This window comes from Pragia fontium DSM 5563 = ATCC 49100 (assembly GCF_900112475.1).
Lineage (GTDB): Bacteria > Pseudomonadota > Gammaproteobacteria > Enterobacterales > Enterobacteriaceae > Pragia > Pragia fontium.
This window is the reverse complement of record NZ_FOLW01000006.1, coordinates 45,250-59,893: the sequence shown is the minus strand read 5'-3', so window position 1 is coordinate 59,893 and position 14,644 is coordinate 45,250. Positions and strand designations below refer to the sequence as shown.

The 14,644-nt window shown below is 41.7% G+C and carries 16 protein-coding genes; 8 read left to right on the top strand and 8 right to left on the bottom strand.

Translation table 11 applies throughout. The features are described 5' to 3' along the window. Positions 1 to 10: 10 nt before the first annotated feature. The gene (locus tag BMZ28_RS10205; protein WP_074822905.1) at positions 11 to 1,714 is read right to left on the bottom strand and encodes a formate--tetrahydrofolate ligase; all 1,704 of its coding nucleotides are present in this window, start codon (positions 1,712 to 1,714) and stop codon (positions 11 to 13) included. A 229-nt stretch (positions 1,715 to 1,943) separates the two neighbouring features. Between BMZ28_RS10205 and BMZ28_RS10200 the strand changes: the two genes are divergently transcribed. The 5 genes from BMZ28_RS10200 (at position 1,944) to rlmA (ending at position 5,283) form a co-directional block, all read left to right on the top strand. After that, positions 1,944 to 2,174 (top strand): bile acid:sodium symporter, encoded by a 231-nt coding sequence (locus BMZ28_RS10200; RefSeq protein WP_074822901.1) that lies wholly within the window; start codon positions 1,944 to 1,946, stop codon positions 2,172 to 2,174. 281 nt (positions 2,175 to 2,455) lie between these two features. After that, positions 2,456 to 3,382, top strand: a complete 927-nt coding sequence (locus tag BMZ28_RS10195) for a Kdo(2)-lipid IV(A) acyltransferase (RefSeq protein ID WP_047780980.1) — start codon at positions 2,456 to 2,458, stop codon at positions 3,380 to 3,382. Between the two features lie 291 nt (positions 3,383 to 3,673). Then, complete coding sequence (gene cspE, locus BMZ28_RS10190) at positions 3,674 to 3,883, top strand: transcription antiterminator/RNA stability regulator CspE (protein ID WP_047780981.1); 210 nt, start codon at positions 3,674 to 3,676, stop codon at positions 3,881 to 3,883. Positions 3,884 to 4,084: 201 nt separating this feature from the next. Further along, on the top strand, positions 4,085 to 4,291 hold the full coding sequence (locus BMZ28_RS10185) for a cold-shock protein (RefSeq protein ID WP_047780982.1): 207 nt from the start codon (positions 4,085 to 4,087) through the stop codon (positions 4,289 to 4,291). A 173-nt stretch (positions 4,292 to 4,464) separates the two neighbouring features. After that, positions 4,465 to 5,283 (top strand): 23S rRNA (guanine(745)-N(1))-methyltransferase, encoded by an 819-nt coding sequence (rlmA, locus tag BMZ28_RS10180; protein ID WP_047780983.1) that lies wholly within the window; start codon positions 4,465 to 4,467, stop codon positions 5,281 to 5,283. 58 nt (positions 5,284 to 5,341) lie between these two features. Here the strand turns inward: rlmA and BMZ28_RS10175 are convergent, their stop codons facing one another. The 3 genes from BMZ28_RS10175 to BMZ28_RS10165 all read right to left on the bottom strand — a co-directional run bounded on the left by BMZ28_RS10175 (position 5,342) and on the right by BMZ28_RS10165 (position 9,031). Then, positions 5,342 to 6,589 carry a mechanosensitive ion channel family protein gene (locus BMZ28_RS10175; RefSeq protein ID WP_074822898.1) on the bottom strand — a complete coding sequence of 416 codons (1,248 nt, stop codon included), beginning with the start codon at positions 6,587 to 6,589 and terminating at the stop codon, positions 5,342 to 5,344. Between the two features lie 218 nt (positions 6,590 to 6,807). After that, the gene (locus BMZ28_RS10170) at positions 6,808 to 8,175 is read right to left on the bottom strand and encodes an L-serine ammonia-lyase (protein WP_074822894.1); all 1,368 of its coding nucleotides are present in this window, start codon (positions 8,173 to 8,175) and stop codon (positions 6,808 to 6,810) included. Positions 8,176 to 8,461: 286 nt separating this feature from the next. Continuing rightward, a complete protein-coding gene (locus BMZ28_RS10165) occupies positions 8,462 to 9,031 on the bottom strand; it encodes a CoA pyrophosphatase (protein WP_047780986.1) in 570 nt (189 codons plus the stop codon). 175 nt (positions 9,032 to 9,206) lie between these two features. Here BMZ28_RS10165 and BMZ28_RS10160 point away from each other — a divergent pair, with 175 nt between their 5' ends. After that, complete coding sequence (locus BMZ28_RS10160; RefSeq protein ID WP_047780987.1) at positions 9,207 to 9,389, top strand: YoaH family protein; 183 nt, start codon at positions 9,207 to 9,209, stop codon at positions 9,387 to 9,389. Between the two features lie 8 nt (positions 9,390 to 9,397). Here the strand turns inward: BMZ28_RS10160 and BMZ28_RS10155 are convergent, their stop codons facing one another. Beyond that, a complete protein-coding gene (locus BMZ28_RS10155; RefSeq protein WP_114986608.1) occupies positions 9,398 to 9,907 on the bottom strand; it encodes a M48 metallopeptidase family protein in 510 nt (169 codons plus the stop codon). 464 nt (positions 9,908 to 10,371) lie between these two features. Here BMZ28_RS10155 and cspE (BMZ28_RS10150) point away from each other — a divergent pair, with 464 nt between their 5' ends. Continuing rightward, positions 10,372 to 10,581 (top strand): transcription antiterminator/RNA stability regulator CspE, encoded by a 210-nt coding sequence (gene cspE, locus BMZ28_RS10150; protein ID WP_047780989.1) that lies wholly within the window; start codon positions 10,372 to 10,374, stop codon positions 10,579 to 10,581. Positions 10,582 to 10,858: 277 nt separating this feature from the next. On the opposite strand, the gene BMZ28_RS10145 is transcribed toward cspE (BMZ28_RS10150), so the two are convergent. Both BMZ28_RS10145 and BMZ28_RS10140 read right to left on the bottom strand, forming a co-directional pair. After that, positions 10,859 to 11,110, bottom strand: a complete 252-nt coding sequence (locus BMZ28_RS10145) for an Arc family DNA-binding protein (RefSeq protein WP_047780990.1) — start codon at positions 11,108 to 11,110, stop codon at positions 10,859 to 10,861. 134 nt (positions 11,111 to 11,244) lie between these two features. Continuing rightward, on the bottom strand, positions 11,245 to 13,188 hold the full coding sequence (locus tag BMZ28_RS10140; RefSeq protein ID WP_074822891.1) for an exoribonuclease II: 1,944 nt from the start codon (positions 13,186 to 13,188) through the stop codon (positions 11,245 to 11,247). Positions 13,189 to 13,435: 247 nt separating this feature from the next. Between BMZ28_RS10140 and ppnP the strand changes: the two genes are divergently transcribed. Next, positions 13,436 to 13,720, top strand: a complete 285-nt coding sequence (gene ppnP / locus BMZ28_RS10135) for a pyrimidine/purine nucleoside phosphorylase (RefSeq protein WP_047780992.1) — start codon at positions 13,436 to 13,438, stop codon at positions 13,718 to 13,720. Positions 13,721 to 13,787: 67 nt separating this feature from the next. Here the strand turns inward: ppnP and fabI are convergent, their stop codons facing one another. Next, complete coding sequence (gene fabI / locus BMZ28_RS10130) at positions 13,788 to 14,576, bottom strand: enoyl-ACP reductase FabI (protein ID WP_047780993.1); 789 nt, start codon at positions 14,574 to 14,576, stop codon at positions 13,788 to 13,790. Between the last annotated feature and the right edge of the window lie 68 nt (positions 14,577 to 14,644).

The window sequence follows — 14,644 nt, the reverse complement described above, 5'->3', positions numbered from 1 at the left end:
AATCACCTACCTAACTCAGACCGACAATATTGCCAGCATCATCAATATCAATATGACGATAAGCCGGTAAGGTTCCCAGTCCTGGCATGGTCATAATGTTACCTGCATAGGCTCGAATAAAACCAGCACCGGCAGAAACCTTGAATGATGAAATCGTGACGGTGAAATCTTTTGGTACATTTTTTAATGCCGGATCGGCACTAATCGAGAGCGGAGTTTTGGCAATACACAGGGGTAAATGGCCAAATCCGGCTTTTTCCAGAGCGGATAACTGCTCAGTTGCTTGTTTCGTCAAAATAGCTTGCTTGGCACCATAGGTATTGACTAGTGCCTCAACTTTTTCGATCAGGGATACTTCATCAGGATAGAGCAGGTTAACATCACTTGGTTTTTCACAAGCCGCCATAACAGCTTGCGCCAGTTTAGCGGTACCCGCTCCACCTGCGCTGAACGCGTCGCTGATCTCTACGCCTTCAGCTCCACAGGACAAGGCATACTGGCGTAAATAGTCCAACTCTTCAGTTGAATCAGTAGGGAAACGGTTAATGGCCACAATTACCGGTAAGCCATAACGTTTGGCATTGGCTATGTGCCAGCTTAAGTTCTGGCAGCCTAACGCCAGCAATTCAACGTTGCTCTCGGCAATTTCTGGCGGTAAAGGCTGACCTGGTTTGATATCAAATTTACCGCTATTGGTTTTCAAGCTGCGTAAGGTAGCGACTAAAACTACGCAGGAAGGTTTAATACCAGACTGGCGGTATTTGATATTGAAGAATTTCTCCATCCCCATATCAGAGCCAAAACCCGCTTCGGTAATCACATAATCAGCCTGTTGCAGAGCTATTCTGTCAGCAATAACGGAAGAGTTACCGTGTGCAATGTTAGCAAATGGACCAGCATGAATCAGAACAGGCGTGTTCTCACTGGTTTGCATTAGGGTAGGTTGAATAGCATCTTTCATCAATACTGTCATGGCCCCGGCAACTTCAAGCTGCTCTGCGGTAATAGGGGCGCCATGAATATCATGAGCTAAAATAATATGGCTGATGCGTTGACGCATATCTTTGAGATCGTCAGATAACGCCAGAATGGCCATCAGTTCTGATGCGGCAGTGATATCATAGCCATCAGCACGTTCGACACCGTTAACGCCACCACCAACACCCACAGTAATATGACGCAGAGCACGATCGTTATGGTCAACCACTCTTTTCCATAAAATATGGTTGATATCGATATTTAATCTTGGCAAACCCGTCTGTGGCGTGAATTGATCACCTAAACGTTGTTCATGGTATAAACGCGCATCTAAAGCCGCGGCGGCTAGATTATGTGCCGCGGTAATCGCATGAATATCACCGGTCAGATGCAGGTTGAGTTTTTCCATAGGTAAAACTTGAGCTTTACCGCCACCGGCTGCGCCGCCTTTTACACCGAATACCGGCCCTAAGCTCGGTTGACGGATACAGGCGATACAGGGTTTACCAATAAAGTTAAACCCCTGACTCAAACCAATAGTGGTTACCGTTTTACCTTCTCCCAACGGCGTTGGGGTAATACTGGAAACCAGTACCAATTTACCTTTGGCAGCATCAGGATTAATCAGTATCGGGTCGATTTTCGCTATACTGGAGCCATATGGAATAAGATATTGCTGCGCGATGCCGTACTGCTGGGCAATTTCATTAATTGGTTTTAATGCTATCGATGCCATTCTCTACAAAATCCTATGTATTATATAGTCAATATACGCTATGAGGATCGGGCGTAAGCAAGAGCTTGATTATGTCATAAAGCAAAGTAGAAAAGGGTGGCAACGATCATTTTATTTATATTTTGTTATGGCAAATCATTAGCTAACATTGTTCAAAAAATATGCTATTACTTAATTTGAGCTTAAATCGTCAGGGGTTCGTTGAAGGGATCTGGAATCAGGTAAATGGTTGTGCATTGTTAAGTATTATTATCTTTTATCATTATTGTTAACGATGGCACTAATGATTAATACTGCAGTGGCGCCTTTACTGGGTTTCAATATTCGAGATGAAATACCCCTTGTTTTTGGTGGTGCTAAAAAGAGTTTGGTAAGCGGTATTCCCATGGCTAACGTATTGTTTCCAGCTGCGTCAATAGGTATCATGGTGTTATCGTTAATGATATTTCATCAGATATAATTAATGGTGCGTACATTTTTAACACAACGCCATGCGCAAAAAATAGCCAACATTGTAAATGAAAATAATTCGCAGGATAAGTTTATTTTTTATCCAATCTATTTTTTGTATAAATAATTATACCTCTAAGAACTTGATCATTAACTTGTTGTCTTAATTAAGTCTGACATTGTCTCAACTATTTTTTTAATTTTCGGTTTTTTCTGTAAATTAATGTCTGTTTGAACAATGAGTTATCTTGTCCATTAATGCTGCTTTGCAGCTAGAGAAGCAATACCTGAATGTCAAAATTTAAACAGCCTGAGTTTCATTATTCTTTTTTGAAACCTAAATACTGGCTAACCTGGTTTGGGATAATATCTCTTTATCTTTTAGTTCAGCTACCTTACCCAGCAATTCACTTTATTGGCTCTCGAACAGGGCGATTGTCTATGCGTTTTTTAAAACGCCGGCAGCACATTGCTCGTCGTAATCTGGAACTCTGCTTTCCCAACTTAAGTAAAGAGGAGAGGGAGAAGCTGTTAGTTGAGAATTTTGAATCATTAGGCATGGGATTGCTGGAAACAGGCATGGCTTGGTTCTGGTCTGATAACCGAATTAAAAAATGGTGTAAGGTCGATAATCTTGAAATCATGTCGCGTATTCGAGCCAATGGTAAAGGCGTATTGTTGGTCGGCGTTCATTTTCTGACGTTAGAACTGGGGGGGCGCATTTATGGTATGTACAACCCTGGAGTGGGTGTTTATCGACCACACAACAATAAATTAATGGATTGGGTTCAGGTTCGGGGCCGTAGTCGTTCTAATAAATACTTTATCGACCGTAATGATATCAAAGGCATGATTAGGGAACTGCGTAAAGGCGAAATCCTTTGGTATGCCCCCGATCACGATTACGGTCCACGTAACAGCGTATTTGCGCCATTCTTTGCCGTACCACAAGCAGCAACGACGATTGGAACCAGTATTCTGATGCGTCAGGCCGATCCTGTTATTTTGCCATTTACGCCAAAACGACACGCGGATGGTAGCGGATATACCGTGTTAGTCACTGAACCACCAACCGGGTTTCCGATGGACGATTCAACGGCTGCTGCTACCTTTATGAATAAAGTCGTTGAGAAGGAAATCCTGAAAGCGCCGGAATTATATATGTGGCTACATCGTCGATTTAAGACGCGTCCGGCGGGTGAAATATCTCTTTATTAATCAAATTATAACCAGTTAAAAGAACCAGTTTGGTTCTTTTATCCAAAAGAGAGAGAAAAGGCTTGCGTTATCTGGTTCATTATGAGTAAATGTAAACCGGCCTGTGCTACAGACCTATTTATGTACGACATTAGAGTAAAGCAGTTCCTTCTTAAAAGCCGTTATCTTTTGATTTCGCTTACTAGACGAACATCTTCTTAGTGCCTCCATAAGTATTGATTCTGAAAATCTGGCCATAATGCCTATACCCTATGATGTATGGCAGGTTAACTAATTTAAAGGTAAGTAAAGATGTCCAAGAAAACTGGCAAAGTTAAATGGTTCAATGAGAGCAAAGGTTTTGGTTTTATTGAGCAAGATGATGGTGGTAAAGACGTATTCGTTCACTTCTCTGCTATCGCTAGTGAAGGTTTCAAAACTCTGGCTGAAGGTCAGAAAGTAGAATATACCATTCAAGACAGCCCACGCGGTCCAGCAGCTGCAAACGTTGTTGCTCTGTAATTAGCAGCAAACGTTTATAGAGATAAATAAGATAAGCCTTTGGCTTTCTTAACTCTAGTGACAGAAAACCCGCATCGCTGATGCGGGTTTTTTTGTGGACCACAGGCATTTTTACGCACACCTGATATTCCAGGTACAGATGTTCTAACCAACTAACTGTAAAGGAAAATGATATATAACTAAATTTAAGAGGTACAAATTATGACCCTAAGAATGGGAATGGTAAAATGGTTTGATAGAAACCATGGTGTTGGCTTAATCGCACCGCTGGATGGTAGTTCTGATGTCTTCGTTGACCGCACTTCCATCGCTAATTCAACTAAATTATTGACCGAAGGGCAAAACGTAGAATTTTCTACTTATAGAACCTCCAGAGGTCCATTTGCAACGGACGTTATTGCTTTTTAGTTTTTAAGCAACCACATGGAGGAAAGGATTAATTAAAGTTTCTGCATAAAATTATGTGTTAAATCACAATTAACACACCTCTCAAAAATTGCTGCTTTAATGTTATACTTTCCTTCATAAAATTTTCTTCGCTGGTTTCCCCGGTAGTCACTATTTTTCATCAGGATCCTCCCATGCTATATCAATGTCCTATTTGTCATCATTCATTGCAATTGGACGATCGGGTATGGTGTTGTAGTAATCATCATCAGTTCGACCGTGCGAAAGAGGGGTATGTGAACCTCATGCCGGTCCAACATAAGAAATCAAAAAATCCTGGCGATAATCAAATGATGATGCAGGCCAGACGCCAGTTTCTTGATGCTGGATATTATCAGCCCCTGCGCGATGCGATTTATTCACTATTGGATAAATCTCTGTCCGATCATCAGAATACTAAGAGGCTGTTGGATATTGGCTGTGGTGAAGGGTATTACACCGGATTTTTGGCTGAGAATTTGTCAAGTCATCACACCGTTCAGGTGCATGGCCTGGATATCGCCAAAGGTGCCATCCGAGCAGCCGCTAAACGCTATCCTGCCGCTTCTTTCTGTGTTGCATCCAGTCATCGTTTACCATTTGCTGATGACTCAATGGACGGCGTATTACGCATTTATGCCCCCTGTAAAGCACAAGAGCTCAGCCGTGTGATTAAATCTGGTGGATTTATTGTAGCAGTGACCCCGGCACCGAGACATTTGATCCAGTTAAAAGGGTTGATTTACCAAACGCCCCAGCCTCATGAAGACATTGAAGAGCAGATCGAGGGCTTTCACTGTATTCAACAACAACGTTTAAGTTACAACCTTACTCTCTCTGGGGAGCAGGCCGTCAATCTCCTACAGATGACCCCTTTTGCCTGGAAAGCATCAGAACAGTTGATCCAGCAACTGGCAGAAATGTCAGAATTTCACTGTGAGGCGGATTTTTATATTCGTCTCTATCAGAAGTAATATTTCCTGATGCAAAATAAAACGGGGCACTTTAGATGCCCCGTTTTTTCTCTTATTGTTAAGCTAATCGATCAACCATTGCTCGCATATCGCTACCGGTCGGAGTTTGATGCAGGCGCAATCCAAACTGTGGAATGATCGAGTAGATATGATCAAAAATATCTGATTGGATACCTTCATACTCAACCCAAGCTACAGTATTAGTAAAGGCATAAATTTCCAGTGGAATACCTTCTGAGCCGGCTTCTAATTGACGAACCATCAAAGTCATATTTTTATGGATACCTGAATGCGCTTTTAGGTATTCACCAATATATGCCCGTAATGTCCCTAGATTGGTTAATCTTCTCCCATTCATAGCAATAGATAAATCAACACGATGCTCATGATTAAATTGACTTATTTCATTTACTTTATGTTCAATATAGGATTCAAGTAAATGACTGCTTTGCAGGTTTTCTTGCTCTTCCAGAGAGAGGAAATGTACGCTAGTAGCGTCAATTTTAATGCTGCGCTTGATGCGGCGGCCACCTGATTCTGACATTGAACGCCAGTTTTTAAATGAATCAGAAATCAGTGAATAGGTCGGAATAGTTGTTACCGTATTATCCCAATTTCTGACTTTTACCGTGGTTAAACCAATATCTAATACTGCACCATCAGCACCGTATTTAGGCATTTCCAGCCAGTCGCCAATCTTTAGCATATTATTGGCGGATAACTGAATTCCAGCGACCAGTCCCAATATAGGATCTTTAAATACCAGCATTATTACGGCGGTCATGGCTCCTAAACCGCTTAATAGCAGCGTTGGCGACTTACCGATTAAGGTAGAGATAATCAGAATACCAATAAAAATAGCGGCAATCAGTTTGATACTCTGGAAAATTCCTCGTAGCGGTAACTGACTGGCGACTTTGGTCATATGGGACAGGCTGAGCAAGGTATCCAGTAAGGCGAACAGGGAAAGCAAGCCATACAATAAAATCCATATCTGTGCGCAAAGTAGAATGATGTCCAGTACTTCAGGCTCTTGCACGACCCAGTGTGATGAAATAACGTGGACAATAATACCCTGTAGAACAAATGAGAGGCGGTCAAATAAATTATGATCGATTAAAATTTGTCGCCAGAATTTATGGTTTCTGGCTTCGCTTTTCTTCATGCTGCCGAGAATGACATGGTGAAGAAACAGATGAATAATCACGGACAACAATATAATCAGGGTGAGGGTAATAATTAAAATGATCAGTGGCGTTGCTTCAACACCCACCTTATTCAATATAAGCAATAAATATTCCTGCATTAACTTCTTCTCCGTGTAAAAAACTAAATTCAGTCGGCAAAACTAACGACTCCGATTGAAATAAGACTATTAACCTAATGATTTATCAGGCACTGTCAATGGATAAAGGGGATTTAATCGGTAAAACAGAGGATGATATGGATAAGTGGATAACAAAACCGGTAAATGAAGCAGAATATAAACTCCCTCCCCGTGATAGAGAGGGAGTAATTTAGGCATTAATCGCAGTGAACAACCTTGATAGCCAAGCCTCCACGAGAAGTTTCTCGATATTTTGAGTTCATATCTTTACCCGTTTCGTACATGGTCTCGATGACTTTATCCAATGAAACCCGTGGCTCACTGGTACGACGTAAAGCCATACGAGAGGAGTTAATAGCCTTAACGGAAGCAATCGCATTACGTTCAATACAAGGAACTTGTACCTGACCAGCAACCGGATCGCAGGTTAAGCCTAGGTTATGCTCCATACCAATCTCTGCTGCATCACAAACCTGTTGTGGACTACCGCCCAATAACTCAGTTAAGCCAGCAGCAGCCATAGAGCAAGCAACGCCAACCTCACCTTGACAACCCACTTCAGCACCAGAGATAGAGGCGTTCATCTTATAAAGCGTTCCGATAGCGCCTGAAGCCAGGAAATAGCGGATATATGCTTCCGGACTAACCGGTTGAATAAACTGATCATAGTAGGCCAGCACCGCAGGGATAATACCGCAGGCACCGTTAGTTGGTGCTGTAACTACACGGCCTCCGGCGGCATTTTCTTCATTGACGGCCAGAGCAAACATATTCACCCAATCAATAATGTGCATCGGATCGTTAGATAGCTTATCTGAAGATACCAACATACGGCGTAGCGGGGCGGCACGGCGTGGAACCTGCAATGGGCCGGGTAATACACCTTCAGTATTCATACCGCGATCGATACAGTCACGCATGGTTTGCCAAACGGCAGAGAAGTAATTTTCGATCTCTTTTTGGCTGTGCATGGCTAACTCGTTTTGCATCACCAAACCGGATATTGATAAACCATGGTGCTTACACAGCTCTAACAACGCTGTTGCTGATTTGAATGGATAGGGGACAGCAACCTCATTTGTCGATGCTTTGCCAAAATTTTCTTCATCAACGATAAAACCACCGCCAATCGAGTAATAGGTTTTGCTATAAATTACTTTATCGGCAGAAAGAGCGGTAATTTTCATACCATTTTCATGCAGTGACAGATTGTCACTGTGGAAAACCATGCCACCATTGCGTGGGAAATCAACTTCGTGTTTTCCATTAACCAACGGCAAACGCTGAGTTTCTTCTACACTACGAATGAATGCAGGAATTGTATCGATATCGACAGTGGCGGGTAAGTTACCGGCTAATCCCATAATAATAGCGATATCTGTATGGTGGCCTTTGCCCGTTAAAGACAGTGAACCATAAACATCTACAGCAATACGATCAACGGAAGAGAGTAACTCGTTATGACAGAGATCATCGACAAACTCTTTGCCCGCTTTCATCGGACCGACGGTATGTGAACTGGATGGACCAATACCAATTTTGAACATGTCGAAAACGCTAATCACATGAAACTCCTCAATAGAATTAAATTTGCATCATTTCTGGCTTAAAAGATGAAGGCTCAGTGTGTTCGATAGCCTGACATTTTTTAGTCAATTGGCCTGCTTGATTTTACTTGAGCAAGATATCATCTTGGCCGATGGGGCAATTATAGTCTTTTTGTGCAGTGATAAGCTATGAATATGGTGTATTAGAATGTGTGATCTTTGATGAAGATCGTGAATTTTAAAGAGGCAAAAAAATTATTAAGATAAAACAGCCAGTTAATTTATATCGCTATATTTTAAAAGGTTATAGAAATCCGTGAACCTGAGTAGCCAGACGTTGAAGAATTGAGGCGGTGAGTCCCCAGATAAAGTTATCTGCATAATAGATAAAATAGATGCGTAATGGTTTATTACGGCGAATAATCTCTATTGAATGATAGTTATCTTTGTTGAGGACGTAACCAAGAGGAACTTCAAACAGTGTTTCAACTTCATTTTTATTCTGTTTAAACTGCAATCCATCAGGTAGCAAACCCACGATAGGCGTCACCTGAAATCCACTAATGCTATCCAATGGCGGAAGTTGGCCAATAATATCAACACGGTCTGGATTTAGACCAACTTCTTCATAGGCTTCTCTTAAAGCCGTTATATTGAGAGAACTATCGGTTTCATCCGCGGCTCCACCTGGAAAAGCAACTTGACCTGGATGCTTACGCAACTGAGATGAGCGACGCGTCAACAATAGCGACGGCTCATTACCGCAGATGACAGGAATCAAAACAGCCGCTTGTCTTTGATGTTGAGTCGCTGATGCCAATGGTGGCAATTGCATTTGAAATCGTTGGACAAATCGGTTAATAACATCGTTCATTGTTAGGTCAGTCAATAAGAGTTAGATTATCTGGCTAGTATAAGTATGCTACAGGTGAGATAATACAACGGTATTATTTTTGCGCTATGATTATTTAATCAATATGGGTGTGATTCAGCATTGTTTATTGACTCATGTCTGGTATGTTCCATTACCTTAAAAAAGTGAAATTTATATGACAATCGGATCGCCGGCACTTCGACACGAAGAGCAGCAAGATGCTGTAGAACGTATTCAACAATTGATGGCGGAAGGGATGAGCAGCGGAGAGGCTATCGCGTTAGTCGCTAAAGAAATTCGAGCTAACCATCAAGGTGAGCGTTCTGTTGTCTCATTTGATGATGAAGAAGAAGAATAACTTATCGACTAATTAGTATATAGCTGACCAAATTTATCCAGATAAGTCAGGTACAGGCGAGTATCAAACTCTAACTGATGGTAGTCAGGTTCCATATGACAACATAGGTTATAGAAATTCTTATTATGTTCCCTCTCTTTTAAATGTGCGAGTTCATGCACTACAATCATTTTTAATAGCGCTTCAGGGGATGATTTGAAAATGTTAGATATTCGAATTTCCGCTTTTGCCTTTAATTTATTCCCCTGAAGGCGAGATATTGCGGTATTCATTCCAAGAGCATGGTTAATGACATGAATTTTATTGTCATAGCAAACTTTGTTTACCAATTGAGCATTCTTCATATACTCGTTTTTTATTATTATCACATACTGATATAACATTTTATCCGTGACATAACCGTGAGGGGCTGGATAACGGGAGAGTAGAACATTCCCTAATGTCTTCTGCTCTATCAGCTTCATCACTTGTTGTTGAAGGTTTTCAGGGTATCCGGAAAGGTAAGGTAGTGTATTCACGTCGTTTTACTTAGAAAAATGAGTTTATATTATAAACAGATTATTCATTCTATCATCTAATAACATTTATTGCATAATGGACTGGCTAGATAAGCTTAGCTAATGGAATTAATGTCTCATTATGGTGGGTAATAAAATAGAATGTGATTATTTTATTTGCTTAACCGTTTCGATAAAGCGGCTGAACATTAAATAATGTGCACTTGATCTAACTTTTTATTGTGTTGCTGAAAACACCTTGCCTAAATTTATTGAATATGCGGTAATGACTTTGGTCGGTGAAATAGAGTTACTTCAGGTATGTCATTTTGAATATTCGTTTTGAATTTAGAGTTCCCCCAGTGAGTTATTATCCTCGGATTAACTTATTTTCGGTTCTTCTCTTAGTGTCTACCATGCTAGTAACCACAGATGCTGATCTTCCGTGCCTTTTGGCAGGTTAAACATCAATAGGAATTTTTGTAATGTCTAAGAAAACTGGTCACGTTAAGTGGTTCAACGAAAGTAAAGGTTTTGGCTTCATCACTCCAACTGATGGCAGTAAGGACGTTTTCGTTCACTTCTCTGCAATCGTTAATGATGGATTCAAAACTCTGGCAGAAGGCCAGCACGTTGAATTTTCTATTCAAGACAGCCCACGTGGCCCGTCTGCGGCGGACGTTGTTGCTCTGTAATCAGCAATAATCGATGTTGCTAAAAACCCGCATATTGCGGGTTTTTTTTATTATATTGCAACTTAATCAGCCTGACGTTTATTGAATTTTGCAGTAATTATCTATTTGTGAGGACTATTTCATTTCTTTAGATACCGGCTTATCAACTCAATGCACTATTCAAGAACAATTCCTATCGAAATAAGTGATGGTTATATTCTGCTCAAAAAGTGCATTGATAAATAGCAATGACGTTTATACGCCATAACCCGATACCAAGATAATATTCTTCTTAGTATTAAAGATTTTTTTTCTTCAGCTCTTTAACGGCCTTTTTTAATACTTTTTTGATTTTTGTTACTTCAGTAATGGGGAGCTCAATATTACCGGATAGAGGAGAAACTTTAGCTACGGGTGTAGCCTGGGCAAAGCTTTCTTCCAGCCGTTTAATAATTTCCGCATTCATTGAATGATTGTTGTGTTCAGCTTGAACTTTGAGTTTTGCTTTTAAGGCGGCGGGAATACGTACGCTCAGTGAAGTAATCGACATAATAATGTTCCTGTGGTCGTATGAAGTATTAGGGCTGAGTAATGTTATAACCTCTTTAATGGAATGGATAAAGAATAATCAGTCATGCGTTCTGAAATGATAGCAACAGAACGCATGATAAGACGGACTAATTGTCAGGCCAAGGACGGGGCAGGCCGAGCAATAATGCTGCGTGTTTCAATACGAACTTCGGCAAGAACCACTTCCAGCGTATCGCCCTGACGATAAATAACCTCACCTTTAAGCTGAATAGTACCTGTTTCAGCACTGCATACCAACTCATCACGTACCGCATGAATAAATGGTGCAGGGATAAAAGCCACGGCGCCATTCTCTAACAGCTTAATACGCATACCACCGCGTGAGATATCCAAAATTTCAGCCAAATAACGTTTATCAGTACCGGCTTTATCCTGTAAGAATCGTGCATACAGCCAATCACTCACATCACGTTCAGCCATACGGTTAAAACGCCGGCGCTCGGTTAAAGGTTGCATCACGCCTTCATCCGGCATCGTTGATGGGGCACCATGGATAAGCGCTTTAAGTAAACGATGATTGATAATATCGCCGTATTTGCGGATTGGTGAAGTCCAGGTCGCATAAGCATCAAGACCCAAACCAAAATGAGGTCCTGGCGTTGTGCTGATTTCTGCATAGGTCTGATATTTTCGTACCCGACTATCCAGATAAGAGGTTGGCTGAGTGTCTAGGAAACGACGCAACTTACAGAAACCATCAAGGGTCAGAATCTCTTCTTTGTTGAACTCAGCGCCATTAAGTTGCAATACGTTAATGGCTTGTTCTACTAGTGTAGGATCAAAACCAGCATGGACGTTAAAAATGCCATAGCCTAAACGTTCTTTTAGCACCCGAGCAGCGCAAATATTGGCAACGATCATCGCTTCTTCAACGATACGATTAGCAATACGGCGGTGTTCGGTAATAATATCCAGCACTTCACCTTTTTCACCCAGAACAAAGCGATAATCCGGGCGTTCTTTAAACATCAAGGCATGCTCAGTACGCCATGCGATACGGTGTAATGCCATTTGATGTAATAGTTGAATCTGCTGTTTGGTTTGTTCGTTTTCCGGCTGCCATGTTCCGCTTTCCTCTAGCCAGTCAGATAACTTGTCATAATCCAATTTACCTTTCGACATAACCCATGCGCTGAAGAACTCTATTTCACCACAGATAGCACCGTCAGCGGCTAAAACAACTTCACAGACTAAGGCCGGACGACGCTCATTAGGCAGTAGGGAACAGAGATTATCTGATAACTCCCTTGGCAGCATGGGTACGTTAAAGCCGGGTAGGTAATTGGTAAATGCACGTTTTAATGCAATAACATCAAGCTCGCTACCAGGAGTAATATAAGCCGTTGGATCGGCTATCGCGATGAACAGTTTTAATTTATCGTTATCTAATTGTTCAGCGAATAGCGCATCATCCATATCTTCTGTTGATTCGCTATCAATAGTAATAAAGTTGAAAGCAGTTAAATCACGTCGTGTAATGCCCTCATCCTGTATTTCACTTGGTTGCCATTCGGGCGCTTTACGATCTAACTGATGACGTGACAATGTCACCCACCAAGGAGCCAGATGGTCATCACTAAAAGTAATATACTCAGTAACTAAAGCATTAAAACCACGATCGCCGGTTAGAGGATGGCTGCTCATTTCGGCGACTACCCAATCTCCTTGGTTAAGAGGCTGAGTGAGATGTTTGGCCGGTTTACAGGGAATAACATCTTTTATCAAAGGATGATCGGGAACGATAAATAAACGTCCGTTCTTTTGTTGAACCCGGCCAATAAAGCGAGTGAGAAAAGGCTCAATCAACTCTTCAGGTTCCACTAATTCACGATCCTTTTCAGTATGAATGCTAGCGGAGATACGGTCACCATGCATGACCTTCTTCATTTGTGGCGGTGGGATGAAGTAGCTTTTCTGGCTATCAACCTCAAGAAAGCCAAACCCTTTCTCTGTACCTTTGACTGTGCCCTCAACCCGGGGAGTATTCGCGTGAAGTTGCTGTTTAAGCTGCGCTAGCAGCGGGTTATTTTGAAACATATATCTCGGAATGCTATGAGTGAATAAGTCATTTTATAATGGGTTGTTTTACACAAAAGGTTAGTGAGGAGCAAGGCTTATCCTGTTGTTTACCACAATTAATTGGTATGTCATGATGGTCATGAAGGTGTAAATAACAAATGATTATCAGCTTTAGCTCACAAACTTGGGTTTTCCTTGTGACAATAATACACTGATATTTCTAATATAAAGGTTCTATTTTATCACTCATATCAGGTGCCAAATTATGCTTAATGTAAATGAATACTTTGCAGGTAAAGTGAAATCTATTGGCTTCGAAAATGGAAGTATCGGTCTTTCCAGCATTGGGGTTATGGAGGCGGGAGAGTACAATTTTAGTACGGCGCAACCTGAAGAGATGACCGTGATTACCGGGTCTTTAAACGTATTATTACCGGGCTCAACAGAATGGACCATTTTTACGGCAGGTGAATCATTCCATGTTCCGGCCAAAAGTGAGTTTAACGTGCAGGTTTGTGAATGTACGGCGTATCTGTGCCGTTATTTGTAGTTTAGGAGGGTCTTGAGAAAAGCCCAGGCTTACGTGAATACCGATCGTAAGCCTGAGTTCAACAAACTTATTTCAGTTCAAGCTCGTTCATTGCGGCAATACTGAAACCACCATCAACGTGCAGAACTTCACCGCTAACGCCGGCAGCCAGATTTGAACACAGGAAGGCAGCAGAGTTACCGACATCTTCGATAGTCACGGTACGACGGATTGGCGTAACGGCTTCACAATGTGACAACATCTTTTTGAAGTCTTTGATGCCGGAAGCAGCTAATGTGCGGATAGGGCCGGCAGAAATGGCGTTAACACGAACACCTTCTGGTCCCATTGCATTTGCCATATAGCGTACGTTAGCTTCCAGAGAAGCTTTGGCTAATCCCATAACGTTATAGTTAGGAATAGCGCGCTCGGCACCTAAATAAGACAATGTCAGTAATGCTGAGTCAGGATTCAACATGCTACGACACGCTTTGGCCAAAGCAACAAAGCTGTAAGAGCTGATATCGTGAGCAATTTTAAAACCGTCACGGGTTACCGCATTAACGTAGTCACCGTCTAATTGATCGCCTGGCGCAAAACCAATTGAGTGAACCAGACCATCAAACTTAGGCCACACTTTGGCTAATTCAACGAATAGCTCAGTGATGCTTTCATCTTCAGCAACATCACAAGGTAATACGATATTGCTGCCTAATTCCGCGGCAAACTCTTCCACGCGGGATTTCAGTCTGTCGTTCTGATAAGTTAAAGCCAGCTCAGCCCCTTCGCGTTTCATTGCTTGCGCGATACCAAAGGCAATAGAACGGTTACTAGCAACGCCAGTAACCAGAATACGCTTACCGGTCAGAAAACCCATAGCTATAATCCTTGTAGTCAATTTGTGGTCGTCGGAACCAATCCGGAACGGCCATTGTTAAAAAAACG

Bases quoted from the DNA above. Each gene is read 5' to 3' on its own strand.
- fabI (WP_047780993.1), bottom strand. From the start codon at position 14,576: ATGGGTTTTCTGACCGGTAAGCGTATTCTGGTTACTGGCGTTGCTAGT.
- BMZ28_RS10205 (WP_074822905.1), bottom strand. From the start codon at position 1,714: ATGGCATCGATAGCATTAAAACCAATTAATGAAATTGCCCAGCAGTAC.
- cspE (WP_047780989.1), top strand. From the start codon at position 10,372: ATGTCTAAGAAAACTGGTCACGTTAAGTGGTTCAACGAAAGTAAAGGT.
- BMZ28_RS10185 (WP_047780982.1), top strand. From the start codon at position 4,085: ATGACCCTAAGAATGGGAATGGTAAAATGGTTTGATAGAAACCATGGT.
- rlmA (WP_047780983.1), top strand. From the start codon at position 4,465: ATGCTATATCAATGTCCTATTTGTCATCATTCATTGCAATTGGACGAT.
- BMZ28_RS10175 (WP_074822898.1), bottom strand. From the start codon at position 6,589: ATGCAGGAATATTTATTGCTTATATTGAATAAGGTGGGTGTTGAAGCA.
- ppnP (WP_047780992.1), top strand. From the start codon at position 13,436: ATGCTTAATGTAAATGAATACTTTGCAGGTAAAGTGAAATCTATTGGC.
- BMZ28_RS10165 (WP_047780986.1), bottom strand. From the start codon at position 9,031: ATGAACGATGTTATTAACCGATTTGTCCAACGATTTCAAATGCAATTG.
- BMZ28_RS10160 (WP_047780987.1), top strand. From the start codon at position 9,207: ATGACAATCGGATCGCCGGCACTTCGACACGAAGAGCAGCAAGATGCT.
- cspE (WP_047780981.1), top strand. From the start codon at position 3,674: ATGTCCAAGAAAACTGGCAAAGTTAAATGGTTCAATGAGAGCAAAGGT.
- BMZ28_RS10140 (WP_074822891.1), bottom strand. From the start codon at position 13,188: ATGTTTCAAAATAACCCGCTGCTAGCGCAGCTTAAACAGCAACTTCAC.
- BMZ28_RS10195 (WP_047780980.1), top strand. From the start codon at position 2,456: ATGTCAAAATTTAAACAGCCTGAGTTTCATTATTCTTTTTTGAAACCT.
- BMZ28_RS10145 (WP_047780990.1), bottom strand. From the start codon at position 11,110: ATGTCGATTACTTCACTGAGCGTACGTATTCCCGCCGCCTTAAAAGCA.